The 21,452-nt window shown below is 64.0% G+C and carries 18 protein-coding genes and 2 rRNA genes; 2 read left to right on the top strand and 18 right to left on the bottom strand.

The features are described from left to right. Positions 1–40 precede the first annotated feature (40 nt). The 6 genes from ACQPYY_RS05940 to ACQPYY_RS05915 form a co-directional block, all read right to left on the bottom strand. Positions 41–3,148: ribosomal RNA gene (locus ACQPYY_RS05940) — 23S ribosomal RNA — on the bottom strand. Positions 3,149–3,473: 325 nt separating this feature from the next. Next, positions 3,474–4,990, bottom strand: a 16S ribosomal RNA gene (locus ACQPYY_RS05935). Together the 16S and 23S rRNA genes form the textbook arrangement of a ribosomal RNA operon. A gap of 466 nt (positions 4,991–5,456) precedes the next feature. Further along, the gene (gene murA, locus ACQPYY_RS05930) at positions 5,457–6,719 is read right to left on the bottom strand and encodes a UDP-N-acetylglucosamine 1-carboxyvinyltransferase (protein ID WP_357289633.1); all 1,263 of its coding nucleotides are present in this window, start codon (positions 6,717–6,719) and stop codon (positions 5,457–5,459) included. 10 nt (positions 6,720–6,729) lie between these two features. Then, positions 6,730–7,323, bottom strand: coding sequence for a cob(I)yrinic acid a,c-diamide adenosyltransferase (locus ACQPYY_RS05925; RefSeq protein ID WP_433592997.1), 594 nt, complete (start codon positions 7,321–7,323; stop codon positions 6,730–6,732). 29 nt (positions 7,324–7,352) lie between these two features. Then, on the bottom strand, positions 7,353–7,775 hold the full coding sequence (locus ACQPYY_RS05920; RefSeq protein ID WP_379105680.1) for a DUF2550 family protein: 423 nt from the start codon (positions 7,773–7,775) through the stop codon (positions 7,353–7,355). A 170-nt stretch (positions 7,776–7,945) separates the two neighbouring features. Next, the gene (locus ACQPYY_RS05915) at positions 7,946–8,575 is read right to left on the bottom strand and encodes an MspA family porin (protein ID WP_433592996.1); all 630 of its coding nucleotides are present in this window, start codon (positions 8,573–8,575) and stop codon (positions 7,946–7,948) included. 306 nt (positions 8,576–8,881) lie between these two features. Between ACQPYY_RS05915 and ACQPYY_RS05910 the strand changes: the two genes are divergently transcribed. After that, entirely contained in the window at positions 8,882–9,973 is a 1,092-nt protein-coding gene (locus tag ACQPYY_RS05910; RefSeq protein ID WP_433592995.1) for an NAD(P)-dependent alcohol dehydrogenase, read from the top strand. Between the two features lie 121 nt (positions 9,974–10,094). Here the strand turns inward: ACQPYY_RS05910 and ACQPYY_RS05905 are convergent, their stop codons facing one another. From ACQPYY_RS05905 to ACQPYY_RS05855, 11 genes are all read right to left on the bottom strand, one after another. Continuing rightward, positions 10,095–10,466: a F0F1 ATP synthase subunit epsilon gene (locus ACQPYY_RS05905; RefSeq protein ID WP_379105672.1), complete on the bottom strand. Its 372-nt coding sequence runs from the start codon at positions 10,464–10,466 to the stop codon at positions 10,095–10,097. A gap of 33 nt (positions 10,467–10,499) precedes the next feature. Beyond that, positions 10,500–11,930, bottom strand: a complete 1,431-nt coding sequence (gene atpD, locus ACQPYY_RS05900; protein ID WP_357289649.1) for a F0F1 ATP synthase subunit beta — start codon at positions 11,928–11,930, stop codon at positions 10,500–10,502. Between the two features lie 18 nt (positions 11,931–11,948). After that, positions 11,949–12,920, bottom strand: a complete 972-nt coding sequence (locus ACQPYY_RS05895) for a F0F1 ATP synthase subunit gamma (RefSeq protein WP_379105669.1) — start codon at positions 12,918–12,920, stop codon at positions 11,949–11,951. A 57-nt stretch (positions 12,921–12,977) separates the two neighbouring features. Continuing rightward, positions 12,978–14,615 (bottom strand): F0F1 ATP synthase subunit alpha, encoded by a 1,638-nt coding sequence (atpA, locus tag ACQPYY_RS05890; protein WP_433592994.1) that lies wholly within the window; start codon positions 14,613–14,615, stop codon positions 12,978–12,980. An 89-nt stretch (positions 14,616–14,704) separates the two neighbouring features. Next, on the bottom strand, positions 14,705–15,514 hold the full coding sequence (locus tag ACQPYY_RS05885) for a F0F1 ATP synthase subunit delta (RefSeq protein WP_379105665.1): 810 nt from the start codon (positions 15,512–15,514) through the stop codon (positions 14,705–14,707). Between the two features lie 19 nt (positions 15,515–15,533). Beyond that, positions 15,534–16,091, bottom strand: coding sequence for a F0F1 ATP synthase subunit B (locus ACQPYY_RS05880; RefSeq protein ID WP_357289658.1), 558 nt, complete (start codon positions 16,089–16,091; stop codon positions 15,534–15,536). A 26-nt stretch (positions 16,092–16,117) separates the two neighbouring features. Then, a complete protein-coding gene (locus ACQPYY_RS05875; protein WP_357289659.1) occupies positions 16,118–16,363 on the bottom strand; it encodes an ATP synthase F0 subunit C in 246 nt (81 codons plus the stop codon). 75 nt (positions 16,364–16,438) lie between these two features. Next, on the bottom strand, positions 16,439–17,164 hold the full coding sequence (gene atpB / locus ACQPYY_RS05870) for a F0F1 ATP synthase subunit A (RefSeq protein WP_357098873.1): 726 nt from the start codon (positions 17,162–17,164) through the stop codon (positions 16,439–16,441). A 419-nt stretch (positions 17,165–17,583) separates the two neighbouring features. Further along, on the bottom strand, positions 17,584–18,021 hold the full coding sequence (locus tag ACQPYY_RS05865; protein WP_379105661.1) for a hypothetical protein: 438 nt from the start codon (positions 18,019–18,021) through the stop codon (positions 17,584–17,586). Between the two features lie 2 nt (positions 18,022–18,023). Then, on the bottom strand, positions 18,024–19,220 hold the full coding sequence (locus tag ACQPYY_RS05860; protein WP_357289665.1) for an MraY family glycosyltransferase: 1,197 nt from the start codon (positions 19,218–19,220) through the stop codon (positions 18,024–18,026). An 11-nt stretch (positions 19,221–19,231) separates the two neighbouring features. After that, positions 19,232–19,897, bottom strand: a complete 666-nt coding sequence (locus tag ACQPYY_RS05855; RefSeq protein ID WP_357289668.1) for an L-threonylcarbamoyladenylate synthase — start codon at positions 19,895–19,897, stop codon at positions 19,232–19,234. 257 nt (positions 19,898–20,154) lie between these two features. Between ACQPYY_RS05855 and ACQPYY_RS05850 the strand changes: the two genes are divergently transcribed. Beyond that, positions 20,155–20,448, top strand: a complete 294-nt coding sequence (locus tag ACQPYY_RS05850; protein WP_433592993.1) for a DUF427 domain-containing protein — start codon at positions 20,155–20,157, stop codon at positions 20,446–20,448. A 3-nt stretch (positions 20,449–20,451) separates the two neighbouring features. On the opposite strand, the gene prmC is transcribed toward ACQPYY_RS05850, so the two are convergent. Continuing rightward, positions 20,452–21,330 (bottom strand): peptide chain release factor N(5)-glutamine methyltransferase, encoded by an 879-nt coding sequence (gene prmC, locus ACQPYY_RS05845; RefSeq protein ID WP_379105657.1) that lies wholly within the window; start codon positions 21,328–21,330, stop codon positions 20,452–20,454. Positions 21,331–21,452: the final 122 nt, after the last annotated feature.

Here is a 21,452-nt window from a genome sequence, read left to right as displayed (position 1 = left end):
TGTTGTTTCAGATACTGCACAGTGGACGCGTAGCTTCTTTGTTGGTAAGTCCTCGGCCTATTAGTACCAGTCACCTCCATGCGTTACCGCACTTCCAGTTCTGGCCTATCAACCCAATGGTCTGTTGGGGGCCTTACCCCCTCGAGGGGGTGAGAAACCTCATCTTGGAACAGGCTTCCCGCTTAGATGCTTTCAGCGGTTATCCCTTCCGAACGTGGCCAACCAGCCGTGCTCCTGGCGGAACAACTGGCACACCAGAGGTTCGTCCGTCCCGGTCCTCTCGTACTAGGGACAGCCTTCCTCAAGTTTCTAACGCGCGCGGCGGATAGAGACCGAACTGTCTCACGACGTTCTAAACCCAGCTCGCGTGCCGCTTTAATGGGCGAACAGCCCAACCCTTGGGACCTACTCCAGCCCCAGGATGCGACGAGCCGACATCGAGGTGCCAAACCATCCCGTCGATATGGACTCTTGGGGAAGATCAGCCTGTTATCCCCGGGGTACCTTTTATCCGTTGAGCGACACCGCTTCCACTTGCCGGTGCCGGATCACTAGTCCCGACTTTCGTCCCTGCTCGACCTGTCGGTCTCACAGTCAAGCTCCCTTGTGCACTTGCACTCAACACCTGATTGCCAACCAGGCTGAGGGAACCTTTGGGCGCCTCCGTTACATTTTGGGAGGCAACCGCCCCAGTTAAACTACCCACCAGGCACTGTCCCTGAACCCGATCAGGGTCCGAGGTTAGAGGTCCAATACGATCAGAGTGGTATTTCAACGATGACTCCACGAACACTGGCGTGCCCGCTTCACAGTCTCCCACCTATCCTACACAAACCGTACCGAACACCAATACCAAGCTATAGTGAAGGTCCCGGGGTCTTTTCGTCCTGCCGCGCGTAACGAGCATCTTTACTCGTACTGCAATTTCGCCGAGTCTGTGGTTGAGACAGCTGAGAAGTCGTTACGCCATTCGTGCAGGTCGGAACTTACCCGACAAGGAATTTCGCTACCTTAGGATGGTTATAGTTACCACCGCCGTTTACCGGGGCTTAAATTCTCAGCTTCGCTCCGAAGAGCTAACCGGTCCTCTTAACCTTCCGGCACCGGGCAGGCGTCAGTCCGTATACATCGTCTTACGACTTCGCACGGACCTGTGTTTTTAGTAAACAGTCGCTTCTCACTGGTCTCTGCGACCCAACCCAGCTCCCACCGCAAGGGTGTTCACCAGACCGGGCCCTCCTTCTCCCGAAGTTACGGAGGTATTTTGCCGAGTTCCTTAACCACAGTTATCTCGATCGCCTTAGTATTCTCTACCTGACCACCTGTGTCGGTTTGGGGTACGGGCCGTGTACCAACTCACTAGAGGCTTTTCTCGGCAGCATAGGATCACTGAATTCGCCTCAATCGGCTACGCATCACCTCTCAGGCTACATGTCTGGCGGATTTGCCTACCAGACGCCCTACAGGCTTACACCAGGTATTCCATCACCTGGCCCAGCTACCTTCCTGCGTCACCCCATCGCTTACCTACTACAGCCAGGGTCATGCGCAGCCGCGTTCCCTCTCGCCCGAAGGCTCGATAAGACCGCATTTGGGCACTTAGCACAACTGATTCGATATTTGGCGCGGATACACGGGTACGGGAATATCAACCCGTTGTCCATCGACTACGCCTGTCGGCCTCGCCTTAGGTCCCGACTCACCCTGGGCGGATTAACCTGGCCCAGGAACCCTTGGTCATTCGGCGGACGAGTTTCTCACTCGTCTTTCGCTACTCATGCCTGCATTCTCACTCGCATGGCCTCCACGGCTGGATCACTCCGCCGCTTCCCTGGCCATACGACGCTCCCCTACCCACCCAGACGACTGGCCCGAAGGCGATCTGTATGTCTGAGTGCCGCGGCTTCGGCGGTGTACTTGAGCCCCGCTACATTGTCGGCGCAGAATCACTTGACCAGTGAGCTATTACGCACTCTTTCAAGGGTGGCTGCTTCTAAGCCAACCTCCTGGTTGTCTTCGCGACTCCACATCCTTTTCCACTTAGTACACGCTTAGGGGCCTTAGCCGGCGATCTGGGCTGTTTCCCTCTCGACTATGAAGCTTATCCCCCACAGTCTCACTGCCGCGCTCTCACTCACCGGCATTCGGAGTTTGGCTGACTTCGGTAAGCTTGTGGGCCCCCTAGGCCATCCAGTAGCTCTACCTCCGGTGAGAAACACGCGACGCTGCACCTAAATGCATTTCGGGGAGAACCAGCTATCACGGAGTTTGATTGGCCTTTCACCCCTACCCACAGCTCATCCCCTCAGTTTTCAACCTAAGTGGGTTCGGGCCTCCACGACGTCTTACCGTCGCTTCACCCTGGCCATGGGTAGATCACTCCGCTTCGGGTCCATAGTGTGCGACTCAGGGCGCCCTATTCGGACTCGCTTTCGCTACGGCTCCCCCACACGGGTTAACCTTGCCACACACCGATGACTCGCAGGCTCATTCTTCAAAAGGCACGCCATCACCTATTACAGCTCTGACGGATTGTAAGCGCACGGTTTCAGGTACTATTTCACTCCCCTCCCGGGGTACTTTTCACCTTTCCCTCACGGTACTAGTCCGCTATCGGTCACCAGGTAGTATTCAGGCTTATCGGGTGGTCCCGACAGATTCACAGCAGATTTCACGGGCCCGCTGCTACTCGGGTGCCCACCACATGAGCCAAGATGTTTTCGTCTACCGGACTCTCACCGTCTACGGTTGGCCATCCCAGACCAATTCGACTAACAACTTGGTTTCTTACTCATGCCCAATTCGGCAGAATTGGGAAGATGGGTCCCACAACCCCGGCTATGCAACGACTGCCGTCTATCACACACAACCGGTTTAGCCTCTTCCGCTTTCGCTCGCCACTACTCACGGAATCACTGTTGTTTTCTCTTCCTGTGGGTACTGAGATGTTTCACTTCCCCACGTTCCCTCCACACGCCCTATATATTCAGGCGCGGGTAACACGACATCACTCGTGCTGGGTTTCCCCATTCGGAAATCCTCGGATCTCAGCTCGTTTGACAGCTCCCCGAGGCTTATCGCAGCCTACTACGTCCTTCATCGGCTCCTGGTGCCAAGGCATCCACCGTACGCTCTTACACACTTACTAACAAAGATGCTCGCGTCCACTGTGCAGTTCTCAAACAACACACAAGACTCTCTCGCTACTGCGGCACCAGCCGGGAAGAATTTCCCGCGGTATGACACGCGGAGGAAGTCTCGTCGTTTTTTGCCTGGAAAGAACGTCTGTTCTTTCAGGACCCAACAGTGTGTCGATATATCTGCTCTGCCGGCCACATGGGACCGAACTTGATGAGAAGAGGTTGTCAGTGTTCCACCCATGAGCTCCAGCCGGACTACATGTGAGTCCGAAACTGTCTCTGCCAGAGGCGATCTCGACTGTTCGAGACACCATCTGGAGAAGTGCTCCTTAGAAAGGAGGTGATCCAGCCGCACCTTCCGGTACGGCTACCTTGTTACGACTTCGTCCCAATCGCCAATCCCACCTTCGACAGCTCCCTCCACAAGGGTTAGGCCACTGGCTTCGGGTGTTACCGACTTTCATGACGTGACGGGCGGTGTGTACAAGGCCCGGGAACGTATTCACCGCAGCGTTGCTGATCTGCGATTACTAGCGACTCCAACTTCACGGGGTCGAGTTGCAGACCCCGATCCGAACTGAGACCGGCTTTAAGGGATTCGCTCCACCTCACGGTATCGCAGCCCTCTGTACCGGCCATTGTAGCATGTGTGAAGCCCTGGACATAAGGGGCATGATGACTTGACGTCGTCCCCACCTTCCTCCGAGTTGACCCCGGCAGTCTCTCACGAGTCCCCGCCATTACGCGCTGGCAACATAAGATAAGGGTTGCGCTCGTTGCGGGACTTAACCCAACATCTCACGACACGAGCTGACGACAGCCATGCACCACCTGTACACCGACCACAAGGGGGGCCATATCTCTATGGCTTTCCGGTGTATGTCAAACCCAGGTAAGGTTCTTCGCGTTGCATCGAATTAATCCACATGCTCCGCCGCTTGTGCGGGCCCCCGTCAATTCCTTTGAGTTTTAGCCTTGCGGCCGTACTCCCCAGGCGGGGTACTTAATGCGTTAGCTACGGCACGGATCCCGTGGAAGGAAACCCACACCTAGTACCCACCGTTTACGGCGTGGACTACCAGGGTATCTAATCCTGTTCGCTACCCACGCTTTCGCTTCTCAGCGTCAGTTACTTCCCAGAGACCCGCCTTCGCCACCGGTGTTCCTCCTGATATCTGCGCATTTCACCGCTACACCAGGAATTCCAGTCTCCCCTGAAGTACTCTAGTCTGCCCGTATCGACTGCAAGCTTGCAGTTGAGCTGCAAGTTTTCACAATCGACGTGACAGACCGCCTACAAGCTCTTTACGCCCAGTAATTCCGGACAACGCTCGCACCCTACGTATTACCGCGGCTGCTGGCACGTAGTTGGCCGGTGCTTCTTCTACAGGTACCGTCACTTGCGCTTCGTCCCTGTCAAAAGAGGTTTACAACCCGAAGGCCGTCATCCCTCACGCGGCGTCGCTGCATCAGGCTTTCGCCCATTGTGCAATATTCCCCACTGCTGCCTCCCGTAGGAGTCTGGGCCGTGTCTCAGTCCCAGTGTGGCCGGTCACCCTCTCAGGTCGGCTACCCGTCGTCGCCTTGGTGGGCCGTTACCCCACCAACAAGCTGATAGGCCGCGGGCCCATCTCGCACCAGTAAACCTTTCCAACCCAGACCATGCAGTCCAGGCTCATATCCGGTATTAGACCCAGTTTCCCAGGCTTATCCCAGAGTGCGAGGCAGATCACCCACGTGTTACTCACCCGTTCGCCGCTCGTGTACCCCGAAGGGCCTTACCGCTCGACTTGCATGTGTTAAGCACGCCGCTAGCGTTCGTCCTGAGCCAGGATCAAACTCTCCGTTGAAGACTCTAGACACGCTCCGAAGAGCGAATCAGAAGTATCTCGAACCAGAGTCCGAAAACCTAGCAAAATTAGTCGGTCGGAAAATGACCGACTTAAATGTCCAACCACCCTCACGGGGGTGAGAATGATTGGAACCAAATATATTATTTGGCACTGACATTCATCGACACACTATTGAGTTCTCAAAGAACACACGCACACACCAACATCCCGGAACTTTCATCCCGCTTGTCGGTGAGGCTGCTTTTGAAGCTTAGCTCAGCCCTCCCAGCAGAACCAAATCCGCTGATCTTGCCGAACCAATGTGATCATCAGGCGCTCCTCGTACTACCTCGTTTCCCTAGCCTCTGGGGCCCGGGTCGGTGTCCGTGTCGCTCTGACCTGGAATAAGTTACGTGTTGGTTGTTCTCATGTCAAATCGCCTGTTCAGGACGGGTTTTCGCGAACACGTCCCGACACCGGCCGTTCAGTCGGAGGTTCCGACGCGTTCGATTTCCGCTCCGAGCCCGCGCAGGTTCTCCACGAAAGACGGGTAACCCCGGTCGATGTGGAAGACATCGTGGACTTCGGTGACACCGTCGGCCACCAGACCCGCGAGCACCAGACCCGCGCCGGCCCGAATGTCGGAGGACCACACCGGCGCCGAGGACAGTCGCGGAATACCGCGCACCACAGCGTGATGCCCGTCGGTGCGGGCGTCCGCGCCGAGCCGGATCATCTCTTCGACGAAACGGAAGCGCGCCTCGAAGATGTTCTCGGTGATCATCGAGGTGCCGTCCGCGATCGCGGCCAGGCCGATGGCCATCGGCTGCAGGTCGGTGGGGAAGCCCGGGAACGGCAGGGTCGAGAAGTTCACGGCGCGAGGGCGATCCGCCTGCACCACGCGAAAACCATCCGGTTCGAACGAGATTCGGGCGCCCGCCGAGCGCAGCTTGTCCAGCACCAGGGACAGGTGCTTGGGGTTGATGCCCGTCACCCGCACGTCACCGGTGGTCATGGCGGCGGCGATGCCCCAGGTCGCGGCGACGATGCGGTCGCCGATCACCCGGTGGGTGGTGGGGGCCAGCTTCTCCACGCCCTGGATGGTCAGCACCGAGGTGCCGGCCCCGGCGATCTTCGCGCCCATCCGGTTCAGCATGTTGCAGAGATCCACGATCTCCGGCTCACGCGCGGCATTGTCGATGACGGTCTCGCCCTCGGCGAGCACCGCGGCCATCAGGATGTTCTCGGTCGCGCCGACCGAGGGGAAGTCCAGCCGGATCCGGGCGCCTTGCAGCTCCTCGGCCCGGGCCACCAGGCAGCCGTGCTCGATCTCCGAGGTCGCGCCGAGTAGGCGCAGACCCTGCTGGTGCATGTCCAGCGGACGCGAACCGATCGCGTCGCCACCGGGCAGCGCCACCACGGCCCGCTTGCAGCGCGCCATCAGCGGACCCAGCACGCACACCGAGGCGCGGAACTGGGTGACCGCCGGGAAGTCCGCGTGGTACTTCGGTTCCGGCGGGGTCGCGATATGGACCGTGCCGCCCTCGATGACCACATCGCAGCCGAGACCGCGCAACACGTCCGCCATCAACGGCACATCCAGGATGTCCGGGCAGTTCGTGATGGTGGTCGTACCCTCGGCCAGCAACGCGGCAGCCATCAGCTTGAGGACGCTGTTCTTCGCGCCGCCCACCGCGACCTCACCGACGAGCCTGCTGCCCCCGGTCACCAGAAACCGTTCACTCACGGGGGTCAGCCTAGTGGTCCTCTCCCGCACTCGCGGCGTCTCCGCCCGGCCGCCACAGTATGTCGCCGTCCGGGTTGGCGACCCGGCCGAGGATGAACAGCAGGTCGGACAGGCGGTTGAGGTATTTGGCGGGCAATACGTTGGTGTCGTCCGGGTGCGCCGCCACCGCGGCCCAGGCCGCACGCTCGGCGCGTCGCGCCACGGTGCGCGCGGTGTGCAGCAGCGCGGCCAGCGGGGTGCCGCCGGGCAGGATGAACGAATTCAATGGCGGCAGAGGCTCATTGAACTCGTCGCACCACTTCTCCAGGCGGTCGATGTAGTCCTGGGTGATGCGCAGCGGCGGGTACTTGGGGTCGGCGACGACGGGGGTGGAGAGGTCCGCGCCCGCGTCGAACAAGTCGTTCTGTATGGAACGCAACACAGCCAGAATCCGCGTGTCCGGCCGGCCGAGCGCGATGGCGACCCCGAGGGCCGCATTGGTTTCGTCACAGTCGGCATACGCGATCAGCCGCGGGTCGGTCTTGGCCACCCGCGAGAAATCGCTCAGTCCGGTGGTGCCGTCGTCGCCGGTTCGCGTGTAGATCCGCGTCAAGTGAACGCTCACAGGGTCACACTATCGCTCTCGGTATCGGGCTATCCGGCGCGGCGGCGGCGGATGCGCTCGGACGGGCGCGATTCCACCCAGGACAGGAAGGCCGCCATGGCGCCGCGGTCCAGGGCCAGCTCGTAGTTGCCGTCACCGTCGGACACCATGACGATGACCTCGTCGGTCATGATGTCGTATTCGTCGTCGGCCGGGGAGCGACGCGGGCCCACCTCGATGGTGAGCCGCCGCATGGTGGAGTCCGGGCCGAGTTTCAGGCTGGAGAGTTTGTAGAAGAGGAGCGTGTCCTCGTCGTAGCGGATCAGGCCGTGCCGCCAGCCGCCGCCGTGTCCGCGCGCGGGCAGGACCCGCAGCAGGGCGGCGGTGCCGCCGCGACGCAGCATGACGAGGCGATAGGTCGAGGCCAAGGCCAATCCGACCAGCAGCAATACCAGAATGATCAGAAGCCACATCCCGGTTTGCAATGCCGCTCCGTCCCTTCACATCCGCGTTGCTGTCGATCACTGACCGGCCGGAAGCCGGGCCCCGCTTTCGGTCGATAGTAGCGACCGCGGAAACGCGGAGTCCGGCCATCCACCGAATGTGATGAATGCCCTGTTCAGCGAGGCGTCGAAGATATATGTCAGCCGCTGCTGAACGGCTGTCCGTAGAGGGTGACCTTGTGGTAGTCGACACCGATGATCTCGACCACGGAGACCTGGCGGGCCTGCGCGTAACCGCCGCAGCCCTGGATCTCCATCGGGATGTCCTGATAGTTGATGGTGTAGGCGCCGCTCTTGACCAACTCGATGTTGTTGATCGCCACCCACTGCACCTGACCGGGCGAGAGCGGGAAGCTGAACCCACCGGTCAGGGCGGGCGTGGAGCTGACGAGGACCGCGGCGTTCGCGCTCAACTGACCCAGCGCGACCTGACAGCCGACGATGTAGCCGGTGGTGAGGTTGGACGATCCGTGCGTTCCCGAGTTATTGGTGCCGGGAAAATTCAGCGGACCGTTGTTGGGACCGACATCCCCCTCCGGGGTCTCCACCTCGGCGGTGACATTGCCCGTCACCCACGAGGTCCGGCCCGCGCCGTTGGAGGCCAGCGACGGCGAAATGATCGCGCGCTCACCGACACTCGTGATCGTGACCCCCGGGCCCTCGATACGCCCGTCGGGCAGTGGGACCGTGACATCCGCGGCAGCCGTACCCGGTGCGAGGACTCCGACCGCGACCGTGACGACGGCGACGGTGACCCCCCATGTGCCCATTCGAAGCCTGCTCGTCAACCCCTCGCTCATCGTGCTGTTGCATCGTGGAGGTAAAGCTGAGAATGCGGGAATTGCCGACCCACTGCCGGGCGCTTCAGATCACAACCCGGTGATCGGCGATTGCATTCAACCACACCGGGTTGACGCGAGAGCTATTACCCGGCGAACGATCCGGTATCCGTAGCGGCCTACAGGTCCGCCGTCCACGAGACCACCCACGGGACCACTGAGCGGGATCGCCGATGGCCGTAAACTGGAACACGTTCTTATGCTCCCGACAATTGGGATGTCTTGGAAGGAGATTCCGTGGAAATTACCGCTGCGGTGGCCCGAGGAGCCGATGCGCCCTTCTCGATGGAGACCCTCAGCCTCGAGGAACCCCGTCCGGGCGAGGTGCTGGTGCGCATCGTCGCCACCGGCGTCTGCCACACCGACCTGGTCTCCAAGAGCGTGTTTCCCGCCGAGCTGCCGATCGTCCTCGGACACGAGGGCGCGGGCATCGTGGAGCAGATCGGCTCGGAAGTAACCGGAATCGAAGTGGGCGACCATGTGCTGCTCACCTACGCCAGTTGCGGCACGTGTTCTCGATGCACCAATGGGCTTCCGCCCTATTGCGAGAATTTCGTCATTCTGAACACCTCGGGCGGCCGCTCCGATTTCACCTCGCCGCTGAGCAACAATGGCGAGCGCGTCATGGGCGCGTTCTTCGGACAATCGAGTTTCGCCACCCACGCACTGGTGTCGGCGCGCAGCATCGTGGTCGTGGACAAGGAGGTCGACCTGGTCGCCACCTCCCCGTTCGGCTGCGGCGTGCAGACCGGTGCGGGCGCGGTCGCCAATGTCATGAAGCCGGGCCCGAACGACTCGATCGCCATCTTCGGCGTGGGCGGCGTCGGCATGGCGGCGCTCATGGCGGCCCGGGCCATCGGCGCGGGAACCATTGTGGCGATCGACCTTTCCGCGGACCGCCTGGCCGTGGCCAAGGAGCTGGGCGCGGACGTCACCATCGACGGCGCGGCCGACGACGTGGTGGCGCAGATCATCGCGGCCACCGGCGGCGGCGCGAACTTCGCCCTCGACACCACGGCCGTCAATGCCGTGATCGCCAAGGGCCTGGAAGCCTTGGCGCCCATGGGCACCCTGGTGCTCGTCGGCCTCGGCGAGGCCAGCATGGACCTCGAGATCGGCCACCTCACCGGCAACGGCAAGGCCGTTCGCGGATGCATCGAGGGCAGCGGCGATCCGCAGAAGTTCATTCCGCAGCTGCTGCGGTGGCATGCCGAGGGCAAGTTCCCGATCGAGAAGATCAGTAAGACCTACGCGTTCAGCGACATCGACACCGCGCTGGCCGACGCCCACCACGGCACCACGATCAAGCCGATTCTCACCTTCCAGTGAGAAGCGGCACGCGCGCCCGGCCGATACCGGGCGCGCGTGTGGTCTTCGGAGTGTAGAAGCACGAAAACAGCGGCGGCCCCGGGGATTTCCCCGGGGCCGCCGCCGTTGTCTCAGCGTCGAGCTAGTGGGCCGCAGCGGCCTTCTCGACCGCCCGCAGCTGGCCCTGTGCCTTGGCCAGCGCGGCCGGGCTCGCGTCCGCATCGGCGACGACGGCCTTGGCGGCCGCCTCGTCGATGTCGAAGGCGAAGTCGGCGGACTCGGCCAGCACACGCACCGAAGTGGCGGTGACGGAGAAGAATCCGCCGTGCACGGCCACGACAACACGCTCGTTGTCGTCGGACACGATGGTCACGGTGCCGCCCTCGACCAGCTGGCCGAGCAGCGGCTCGTGGCCGGCGAGGATACCGATCTCACCCTCCGTGGTCTGGGCCGACACGAAAGACGCGCGGCCCGACCACAGCAGTCGCTCGACGGCGACCAGGTCAACGGACATGGTATTTGAATCAGACCCAGTAGCCATGGGTGACTACTTCCCGGCGATCTTCTTCGCAGCGGCCTCGACGTCGTCGAGACCACCACACGAATTGAACGCCTGCTCGGGCAGGTGGTCGAACTCGCCCTTGCAGACCCGATCGAAGTCGTCGATGGTCTGCTCCAGCGGCACGACGGAACCCTCCTGGCCGGTGAACTTCTCGGCCACGATGAAGTTCTGGCCCAGGAACTTCTCCAGGCGACGGGCGCGACCGACGAGGACCTTGTCCTCTTCGGAGAGCTCGTCCATACCCAGAATCGCGATGATGTCCTGGAGTTCCTTGTACTTCTGCAGGATTCGCTTGACCTCGTTGGCCACCCGGAAGTGACGCTCGCCGACGATCGAGGCCTCGAGGATTCGCGAGGTCGACGACAGCGGGTCGACGGCCGGGTAGATGCCCTTCTGCGAAATCGGACGCGACAGCTCGGTGGTGGCGTCCAGGTGCGCGAAGGTGGTGGCCGGCGCGGGGTCGGTGTAGTCGTCCGCGGGCACGTAGATCGCCTGCATCGAGGTGATCGAGCGGCCACGGGTCGAGGTGATGCGCTCCTGCAGCTGACCCATCTCGTCCGCCAGGGTCGGCTGGTAACCGACGGCCGAAGGCATACGACCCAGCAGGGTCGAGACCTCGGAACCGGCCTGGGTGAACCGGAAGATGTTGTCGATGAACAGCAGCACGTCCTGGTTCTGGACGTCGCGGAAGTACTCGGCCATGGTCAGCGCCGAGAGGGCGACGCGCATACGCGTGCCCGGCGGCTCGTCCATCTGGCCGAAGACGAGGGCGGTGTCCTGAAGGACGCCCATCTCTTCCATTTCGAGGTGGAGGTCGGTGCCCTCACGGGTGCGCTCACCGACGCCCGCGAACACGGACGTACCGGAGAACTCACGCGCGATACGGGTGATCATCTCCTGGATCAGAACGGTCTTGCCGACACCGGCACCACCGAACAGACCGATCTTGCCGCCCTTGACGTACGGGGTCAGCAGGTCGATGACCTTGATGCCGGTCTCGAGGATCTCGGTCTTGCCCTCGAGCTGGTCGAAGGCGGGCGGCTGGCGGTGGATGCCCCACTGCTCGCCGTCGCGGCCCAGACCGGGGGTGTCGAGGCAGTCACCGAGGGCGTTGAACACGTGGCCCTTGACGACGTCACCGACGGGCACCGAGATCGGCTTGCCGGTGTCGCGCACCTCGGCGCCACGGACCAGACCGTCGGTCGGCTGCATCGAGATGGTGCGAACGATGTTGTCGCCCAGGTGCTGCGCGACCTCGAGGGTCAGGGTCTTGGCCACGGACGCGAGCGCGATGTCCACGTTCAGGGCGTTGTACAGGTCGGGAATCGAACCGCGCGGGAACTCGACGTCCACGACGGGTCCGATGACGCGGGCGACACGGCCAGTGCCGACCCGGGTTTCAGTAGCTGCGGTCATTGGTTCTCTTCCTGGGCCTTAGTCGAGGTCCGAGCTCGCCGCCAGTGCATTGGCACCACCGACGATTTCCGTGATTTCCTGCGTAATCTGCGCCTGGCGCAACGAGTTCGCGGTTCGGGTCAGCGAGTTGACCAGATCCGTGGCGTTGTCCGTCGCGGCCTTCATGGCGGTGCGGCGCGCAGCCGACTCCGATGCCGCTGCTTCGAGCAGCGACGAGTAGATCCGAGTGTTGACGTACTTCGGCAGCAGCGCGCCCAGCAGGCGATCCGCGTCCGGCTCGAACTCGTACTGCGGCTTGATCTCCGCAGACTCGGAGTCGGAGAAGCTGTCCGGACCCATGTCGAAGTTCTCGTCCACGAACGTCACCTGGATCGGGGCCAGGCGACGCACCTCGGGCTGCTGCGACAGCATCGACACGAAACGCGTGTAGACGATGTGCAGTTCGTCGACGCCGGCCATGGTCTCGCCCCCGTGGGGGTTGACGACCTCGCCGTCGGACCCGGCCATGAACGCTTCCACCAGGTGGTTGCAGGCGGCCGAGGCGTCCACGTAGTTGGGCTGCTGCGAGAAGCCCAGCCAGGACCCGTTCACCGTCCGCTTGCGGAAGGTGTAGTAGGTCAGGCCCTTCGCGCCCATCACATACAGCACCGGCTCCTTGCCCTCGGAGCGCAGGGTGGTCATGAGCTCCTCGGCGCGCTTGAGCACGTTGGAGTTGTAACCACCGCACATACCGCGGTCGGAGGTGATGACCAGAACGGCCGCGCGGCGGGCGTTCTCACGCTCGGTCAGCAGCGGGTGATTGAGATTCCCACTGGCGCTCGCCAATTCGGCGAGCACCTTGGTGATCTCCTCCGCGTACGGCTTGGCCGCGGCAACTCGGGCCTGCGCCTTGCTGATTCGCGAAGTGGCGATCAGTTCCTGAGCCTTGGTGATCTTCTTGATCGAGCTCACGGAACGAATGCGGGAGCGCAATTCGCGCACGCTTGGCATTAGCGGTTCACACTCCCTTCATTCGTCGATTCGGTCAGTCGCATGTGCTCGTCTCGATTACTTCTCGACGTGCTTGCGGGTGACCGAGAGGGACTCGACCTCTTCGTGGTCCAGCTGACCGGCCTCGGCCTCGACGACCCGCGAGCCGTCGGAAGCCAGGAAGCCCTGCTTGAACTTGTCGGTCGCGGCCTTGATGGCGTCGGCGGCGTCGCCCTCGAGCACCTTGGCGCCGCCCTGCAGGGCGTCGAAGGAGGACTGCACGGAGGCGTGCAGGTTCTCGAGCAGCTCGGCGTTGAAGCGACGGATGTCGCCGACCGGCACGGAGTCGTAGTAGCCACCGTCGACCAGGTACAGCGAGACGACCTGGTCCTCAACGGAAACCGGGGCGTACTGGTCCTGCTTCAGCAGCTCGACCCAGCGCGCGCCACGCTCCAGCTGAGCCAGCGACGCGGCGTCCAGGTCGGAGGCGAAGGCGGAGAACGCCTCGAGCTCACGGTAGGAGGCCAGCTCCAGACGCAGCGAACCGGAGACCTTCTTCATGGCCTTGGTCTGCGCGGCACCACCGACTCGGGACACCGAGATACCGACGTTGATGGCCGGGCGGACACCCTTGTTGAAGAGGTCCGACTCCAGGAACACCTGGCCGTCGGTGATGGAGATGACGTTGGTCGGGATGAACGCCGAGACGTCGTTGGCCTTGGTCTCGATGATCGGCAGACCGGTCATCGAGCCCGCGCCCAGCTCGTCGGACAGCTTCGCGCAACGCTCCAGCAGACGCGAGTGCAGGTAGAAGACGTCACCCGGGTACGCCTCGCGGCCCGGCGGGCGACGCAGCAGCAGCGAGATGGCGCGGTAGGCCTCGGCCTGCTTCGACAGGTCGTCGAACACGATCAGGACGTGCTTGCCCTGGTACATCCAGTGCTGGCCGAGGGCCGAACCGGTGTAGGGGGCCAGCCACTTGAAGCCGGCGGAGTCGGAGGCCGGGGCCGCGACGATGGTGGTGTACTCCATCGCGCCGTGCGCCTCGAGGGCCGACTTCACGCCCGCGATGGTGGAGCCCTTCTGGCCGATCGCGACGTAGATGCAGCGCACCTGCTTCGACGGATCGCCGGTGGCCCAGTTGGCCTTCTGGTTGATGATCGCGTCGATGCAGACCGCGGTCTTACCGGTCTTGCGGTCACCGATGACCAGCTGACGCTGGCCGCGGCCGATGGCGGTCAGGGCGTCGATGGCGGTGATGCCGGTGGCCATCGGCTCACCGACCGGCTGACGCTCCAGCACGGTGGCGGCCTGCAGCTCGAGCACGCGGCGCTCGTCGGCCTCGATCTCGCCCAGGCCGTCGATCGGGGCGCCCAGCGGGTCGATGACGCGGCCCAGGAACTTGTCGCCCACGGGGACCGAGAGCACGTCGCCGGTGCGGCGGACCTGCTGGCCCTCTTCCAGGGTGTCGAACTCACCCAGGACGACGGCGCCGATCTCGGTGTCCTCCAGGTTCAGCGCCACGCCGAGGACGCCGCCCGGGAACTCCAGCAGCTCGTTGGCCATCGCGGACGGCAGGCCGCTGATGTGGGCGATACCGTCGCCGGTGTCGGTGACGACACCGACCTCTTCGATGGAGGTCTCGGGGGTGTAGCTCTGGGTGTAGCTCTCGATCGCGCTACGGATCTCATCGGGGGAGATCGTCAGCTCCGCCATGTTCTTCCTGCTCTCGCTGTGGTCTCGAATGTCGGTGTGTTACTGCGCTCTTCGGCGGAGCCGAAAATCAAACTCCGTGCGTTTGTCTCTTAAGCGAGAGACTGACGCAAGCGCTGGAGGCGGCCGACGGCGCTGCCGTCGATCAGGTCGTCGCCGACGCGCACGACGACGCCGGCCAGCAGGCTCGGGTCTTCCTGCACGTGCACCGTGACGGGCTTGTCGTAGATGCGCTGCAGCGAAGCAGCCAGGTGCTCGCGCTGCTGCGGCGTCAGGGCCACCGCGGCACGGACGTGCGCCACGATCTGCTCCCGGAGCGAAGCCGCCAGGTCGGACAGCTCGTCGATGGCGCCGCCGACATCGCCCTTGTGGCGCAGCACGGCCTGGTCGACCAGCTGCAGGGTGATGTCCTCGACCTTGCCGGCGAGCAGACGCTGCACCAGGGCCAGCTTGGCTTCCGCCGGCTTGCCGTGGTCCTGCAGCGCCTGCTCCAGGTCCGGGTTGTCGTCGATGATCCGGGCCAGCCGGAACAGCTCGTCCTCGACCGCGGTCAGGCGGCCACGCTCGTCCGCGGCGCGCAGCAGCGCCTCGCGGCCGAGCAGAACCAGCGTGTCGACCAGATCCCGGGCGCGCGACCAGTCCTGGGCCACGGCCGTGGTCAGCACGGCCAGCGTGGTACCGCTGATCTTGCCGCCGAAGACGCGTTCGGCCAGCTCGGCGCGCGCCGAGCTCGACACCGACTTATCCGCGAGCGCCACACGCAGCGAACGCTGGTCGTCGAGGACGGCGACAACGGCGAACAGTTCCGACCCCGTAGTAGCCGCGACGGTGTCGCTACCGGTCAGAGCGGCCCGAAGAGCTTCCCGCGCACGGGAACTCGCCTCGCGGCTCGCTGCGTACATGCTTCCCACTTTCGGTTCGTTACCTTCCGACCCCGATGCCGGCGTTCGCGTCCAGTTCCGCGAGGAACCGGTCGATCGACGCCGCCTGCTTGGCCTCGTCGGCCACCGACTGACCGATGATCTTCTCGGCCAGGTCGACCGCGGTACGGCCCAGTTCGGACCGCAGCTCGGTCACGATCTGCTGGCGCTGTGCCTCCAGCTGCGAGTGGCCGGCGGCCACGATGCGGTCGGCCTCGGCCTGCGCATCGGTGCGCATCTGCGACAGGATGGCCGCACCCTGGGTGCGGGCTTCCTCGCGGATGCGAGCGGCCTCGAGGCGAGCCTCGGCCAGCTGCTCCTGGTACTGCTGCAGGGTGGCCTGCGCCTCGGCCTGCACGGCCTCGGCCTTGGCGATACCGCCCTCGATCTTCTGCGAACGCTCGTCCAGCACCTGGGTCAGGCGCGGGACGACGTACTTGGCGAAGACGAAGGCGATAACGATGAAGACGACCGCAGACCAGAAGATGTCGTACGGCTCGGGGATGAGGGGGTTGACTTCGTCAGACCCCTCAGCCGCAAGCAGATAGGTGCTGTTCATCGTTGATTCCTAGTCTTTGGCCGGAATCAGAAAATGAAGCCGGCGACGAGACCGATCAGCGCCAGGGCCTCGGTGAACGCGATACCCAGGAACATGTTGGTCCGGATGGTGCCCATCAGCTCGGGCTGGCGGGCGATGCCCTCGATGGCCTTACCGACGACGATGCCCACACCGATGCCGGGGCCGATCGCAGCGAGGCCGTAACCGATGGCGCCGAAGCCCTTGGACTTGGACTCGGCAACTTCAGCAGCCAGGTACGAGAGGGTGCTCATGTGTGTTTCATTCCCTTTCTGTCGCCCACCCGCCGGGCGGCGTGGAAGGCAGGTTTATGGAGTTGGTGCGGTCGGTCAGTGAGAGTCGGCGTGCTGCGCCAGACCGATGTAGACAGCGGTCAGCAGCGCGAACACGTACGCCTGCAGGAAGACCACCAGCAGCTCGAAGAGGGTGAAGCCGAAGCCCGCGAGCAGCGAGAACGGCGAGAACACCTTCATCCAGGAGGCGGCATCGAACAGGAAGAACTGGGTGGCACTGAAGAACAGCACCAACATGATGTGGCCTGCCAGCATGTTCGCCATAAGACGGACGGTGAGCGTGAACGGGCGCAACACGAAGGTCGAGATGAACTCGATGGGGATCAGCAGCACGTGCAGCGCGGCCGGCACATTCGGCACCACGATGGACGAGCGCATGTATTTCAGGAAGCCGTACTTCTTGATGCCCACGTAGTTGAAGGTGACGTAGGCGACGACGGCCAGCACCAGCGGCATGCCGATGCGCGCGTTCGACGAGATGTTCAGACCGGGAATAACACCCGAGATGTTCAGGAACAGCACGGTGAAGAAGATCGACGCGATGAGCGGGAAGAACTTCTTACCGGATTCCTTGCCGAGCACCTCGTCGCAGATCTGCTCCTTGACGAACACCAGACCTGATTCGGCGACATTCTGCAGTCCGCGCGGAACCAGCTGAGGCCGACGGAAAGCGGCGAACATGACTGCCACGAGAACGACCGACATCAGGATGCGAATGAGCATCAAACGGTCGAGCTCGAAAGGCGTCCCCTCGAACAGCACTGCTGGAGGGAAGAAGTCGTTGAGTGACGGCGCGTGGAACTCGCCTGCCAAAATGGTGACGCTCAGCGTTCTCTCCCGTGGTCGGCCGCCAGGAGATAGTTTTCTCCTGCGGTTCGATCGGACATTGACGATCTGGTGGGTCGACTCAGGTCGGCTCGAAGTTCGTCAGCAGCTGTGGCAGTCACGCCCTGGCGTCTGTACGCGCGTCGGCGACATCGTCGACGGTGCAGAACCGTGACCCGAAAGGGTCCGGTACGGCTGTAAGCATAACCTGCTCTCAGGCGGGTCTCAGGCGACCCCCCCTGTTGATTCGGTTGGCTACAGGTAAAGAGTTTATCAAGTTATCTACGACAATGCGTAGGGGGTCGTGGAAACGCCGGATGAACGATGTTTCGACGGCCGCGCCGGAGGGTCTCCGGCTACAGGTCGCGCTCGACGTGAACGGTCGGAACCCGTTGGCGCAGAAGGCCGTAGGTCTCCGCGCCGAGCACGATGAGCAGGGCGCCGACCACGGTCAGGAAGAGCGCGCCGCGGCTGTAGAAGTCGTAGTTCTGCAGCACTGCGACGACAATCACTGCCAGCAGCAGCTTTCCGACCCAGCTGCCCAGCAGCACCAGGCCCTGCAGGCCCGTTTCGATCTTGGCGCTGAACAGCACCGAGGCGGCCGTGGTCAGAATGAACGCGCCACCCAGGGCGGAGCCGATGAGGGCGCCCCACAGGCCGGGCAGACCGGCGAAGATCGACGACAGAATCGCCGAAACCACAACCAGCACAGCCAAACCGGCGATGCCGTAGCGCAGTGCCGCGCGCAGCGGGGCGTCAGGACCGGGATCGGAAGGCGTGCTCACGGACAGCAACTCTACCCGGCGGCGCGATCGCGCCCACGCGGCGGTTTGCGAACCGAGTTGATCCTCAGTTCCCGCCAGGACGGCACCGCGGTGACGATCAGCGCGAAAACCAGCCCGGCCGCGAACAGCAGCACCACCAGGCGGCGATCGGAGATCAACGAGGTGCCGACCGCGCCGAATGCGAACACGCTCACCCACAGATAGATCACCAGCACCACGCGGCGCTGCGAATGCCCGATCTGCAGCAAACGGTGATGCAGATGCATTTTGTCCGGGGTGGAGAAACTCACACCCGCGCGCACTCGGCGCACCACGGCCAAGACAAGATCAAGTACCGGAATGAACATCACCGCACCCACCAGCAACAACGGTGACAACAGACCCACGATGTCGCGCGGGCCGTAACCCTGCAGCGGAATTCGCCCGGACGCGCCGGTCGACACCGCCGCCAGCATCAATCCGATCAGCATGGATCCGGTATCCCCCATGAAAATGCGGGCCGGTGAGAAATTGTGTGGCAGAAATCCCAGGCACGCGCCCGCGAGGGCGGCCGCCAGCAACGCGGGCGGATACGTATCGGTGGAACCGCCCACTTCGTAGAGCAACCCCACGGTGAACACGAAAACCGCGACCGCCGCGATGAACCCCAGGCCCGCGGCCAATCCGTCCAGACCGTCCACGAAATTCATGGCGTTCACCACGGTCACCGTGATGCCCACCGTCACCAGACCGCCCTGCAGCGGATCCAGCACCACCGTCTCGTTGGTGAACGGGTTGTAGATGGCCACCCAGCTCAGGCCCATCACCGCCATCACGCCCGCCGCGGTGATCTGCCCCACCAGCTTGGTCAGCCAGTCCAGGCCCCAGCGGTCGTCGATGATGCCGACCAGCACGATCAGCGTCGCCGCGGCCAGCACCGCGGGAATGTCCTTGGGATAGTCGAAGCCCCGGCGCAAGGCGGGCAGCTGATGCGCGAACAGGACGGCGGCCACCAGACCCAGATAGATGGCCAGGCCGCCCATCCGCGGAATCGGCTTCACGTGCACATCGCGTTCCCGCGGAATCGCCACCGCGCCGAAGGCGATGGCCAGCACCCGGATTCCGCCCGTGCTCAGGAAGGCGATGACCGCGGCGGCCAGCAGCACCAGCAGCAGCTCCCGCAGCGGGACGACCGCGCCCTGGCTGAATACGCCCTGACTCAGAAGCATCCAGCTGGCCGTCAGCGCGCGCCGGCCTGACGGAGTTCCTCGGGCGACATACCGAGCACCTCCGCGATCTTCTCGATCGGCACCGCGCCCTCACGCAACACCCGCGGGGTGTCCGCGGTCAGATCCACGATGGTGGACGCCACCGCGTGATCGGCCGGACCACCGTCCAGATACACACCGACCAGATCGCCCAGCTGCGCCTGCGCCTCCCCCACCGTGGCGGCCGGCGGCTGCCCCGACACGTTCGCGCTCGACACCGCGAGCGGGCCCACCTCGCGCAGCAGCTCCAGCGCCACCGGATGCAGCGGCATGCGCAGCATCACCGTGCCACGCGCGTCACCCAGATCCCAGGCCAGCGAAGGCGCTTGCTGCACAACCAGACTCAGGCCACCCGGCCAGAACGCGCGGATCAGTTCCCGCGCCTGCGGGCGCACCGAATACACCAGCCCGTCGATCGTGGTCCACGACCCGACCAGCACCGGCACCGGCATATCGCGACCGCGCCGTTTGGCGGCCAGCAACGCGCCCACCGCCTGACTGTCGAACGCGTCGGCGGCGATTCCGTACAGCGTGTCGGTCGGGATGACGGCCAATCGACCGCTCTTCAGCGTGCTGCGCGCGGCACTCAGACCGGCGGCGCGGGAGTCGGGATCGGCACAGTCGTAGACGGTACTCACGGCTGACATCTTGGCATGAATCAACTCGCGACAGCTCGCGGCTCCCCCTCTCGGCCCCGGGGCAAGCCCGCCCCTGAAACCCCGAGCACTCCGGGGGCTACGCCCCCGAACCCCCATCAGGACTTCCCCGGTGCCACGCACCAGCCCCCGCCAGGACTTGCCGGGTGGCGCGCCGGGACCCGGCGAGACCCGGCAACCGCCCGGGCGGCGGGCTCGCGACGGGCATAGGCTCGCGTGGACGAAGGAGGCACGGACTCATGATGCGTGCGATCTGGAACGGGACGGTCATCGCCGAGGCCGCCACGACCGTGGAGGTCGAGGGCAATCAGTACTTTCCGGTGGAGTCCCTGAAGAGCGAGTACTTCCGCGAGAGCGCCAAGCACACCGTGTGCCCGTGGAAGGGCATCGCGAGCTACTACACCGTCACGGTCGACGGCGCGGAGAATCCGGATGCGGCGTGGTACTACCCGCATCCGAGCCCGCCGGCGCGGAAGATCAAGGACCATGTCGCCTTCTGGCACGGCGTGACGGTCGAGGGCGAGCCCGGCTAGCGGTCAGTCCGCGATGCGGCGGGCGACCACGAAACGGGGTTTGCCGGCGAGGTCGGGGTGCTCGATCACGTCGGTGAAGCCGCCGTGCGCGGTGAAGAGGGCGGCGACGCCGGAGCCGTTGGTGTCGTCGTGTTCGACGGCGGCCGCGCCGTTGTCGCGGAGCAGGCGGCCGATGGTGGCCACCATCGGGCGGATGACGTCCAGGCCGTCGGGGCCGCCGAACAACGCGCGGTGCGGGTCGTGGTCCATGACCTCGGGGTCGAGCCGGGCGTCTTCGGGGATGTAGGGCGGGTTGGAGACGACCACGTCGACGCGGCCGTTGAGGTCGTCGAGAATGGCCGGATCGGTGACGTCGCCCGCGTGCAGGTCGATGGGGGTGTCGCCCTCGTCGGCCAATTGCAGGGCGTTGCGGCGGGCCCACGCGAGCGCCTCGGGATCGAGTTCGACCGCGTGCACCTCGGCGTCGGGGCGGGCGTGGGCGATGGCCAGGGCCAGAGCCCCGGAGCCGGTGCACAGGTCGACGACGATCGGCGGGTGTTCGTGGCCGATCTCCTCCAGCCGGGCCAGCGCCCAGGCGAAGATCAACTCGGTTTCCGGGCGGGGCACGAAGACGCCGGGACCGACCGCCAGATCGATCTCCCCCATGGCGGCCGTACCCGTGAGGTGTTGCAGCGGAACGCGTTCCGCGCGGCGGGCGACCAGCTTGCGGAATTCCTCGAGCTGGTCGGGGGTGAGCATGGGCATCAGGACCAGGCGGCCACGATCGACGCCCAGCACGTGGGCGGCGAGGTGTTCGGCGTCGGCGTGCGGACTGGGGACCCCCGCCGCGGCCAAGATGTCGACGGCCTCCCGAATGGCCGGCCGCAATGGTGCACGACTCACTGCGCTTCCCCGCCTCTCCGGGACTTCAGCGGACGCCTGAGAGCCGTTGACCGCCATGCACCCGTGCCCGCGGTCGAGCGCCGAACCGATTCTGGACGTACCCGGGGACCTACTCCGACCGT

The sequence above is a fragment of the Nocardia sp. CA-145437 genome (assembly GCF_050956485.1).
Taxonomy (GTDB): domain Bacteria; phylum Actinomycetota; class Actinomycetes; order Mycobacteriales; family Mycobacteriaceae; genus Nocardia.
The sequence above is the reverse complement of the archived record's forward strand: the minus strand, read 5'-3'. Positions and strand labels throughout refer to the sequence as shown.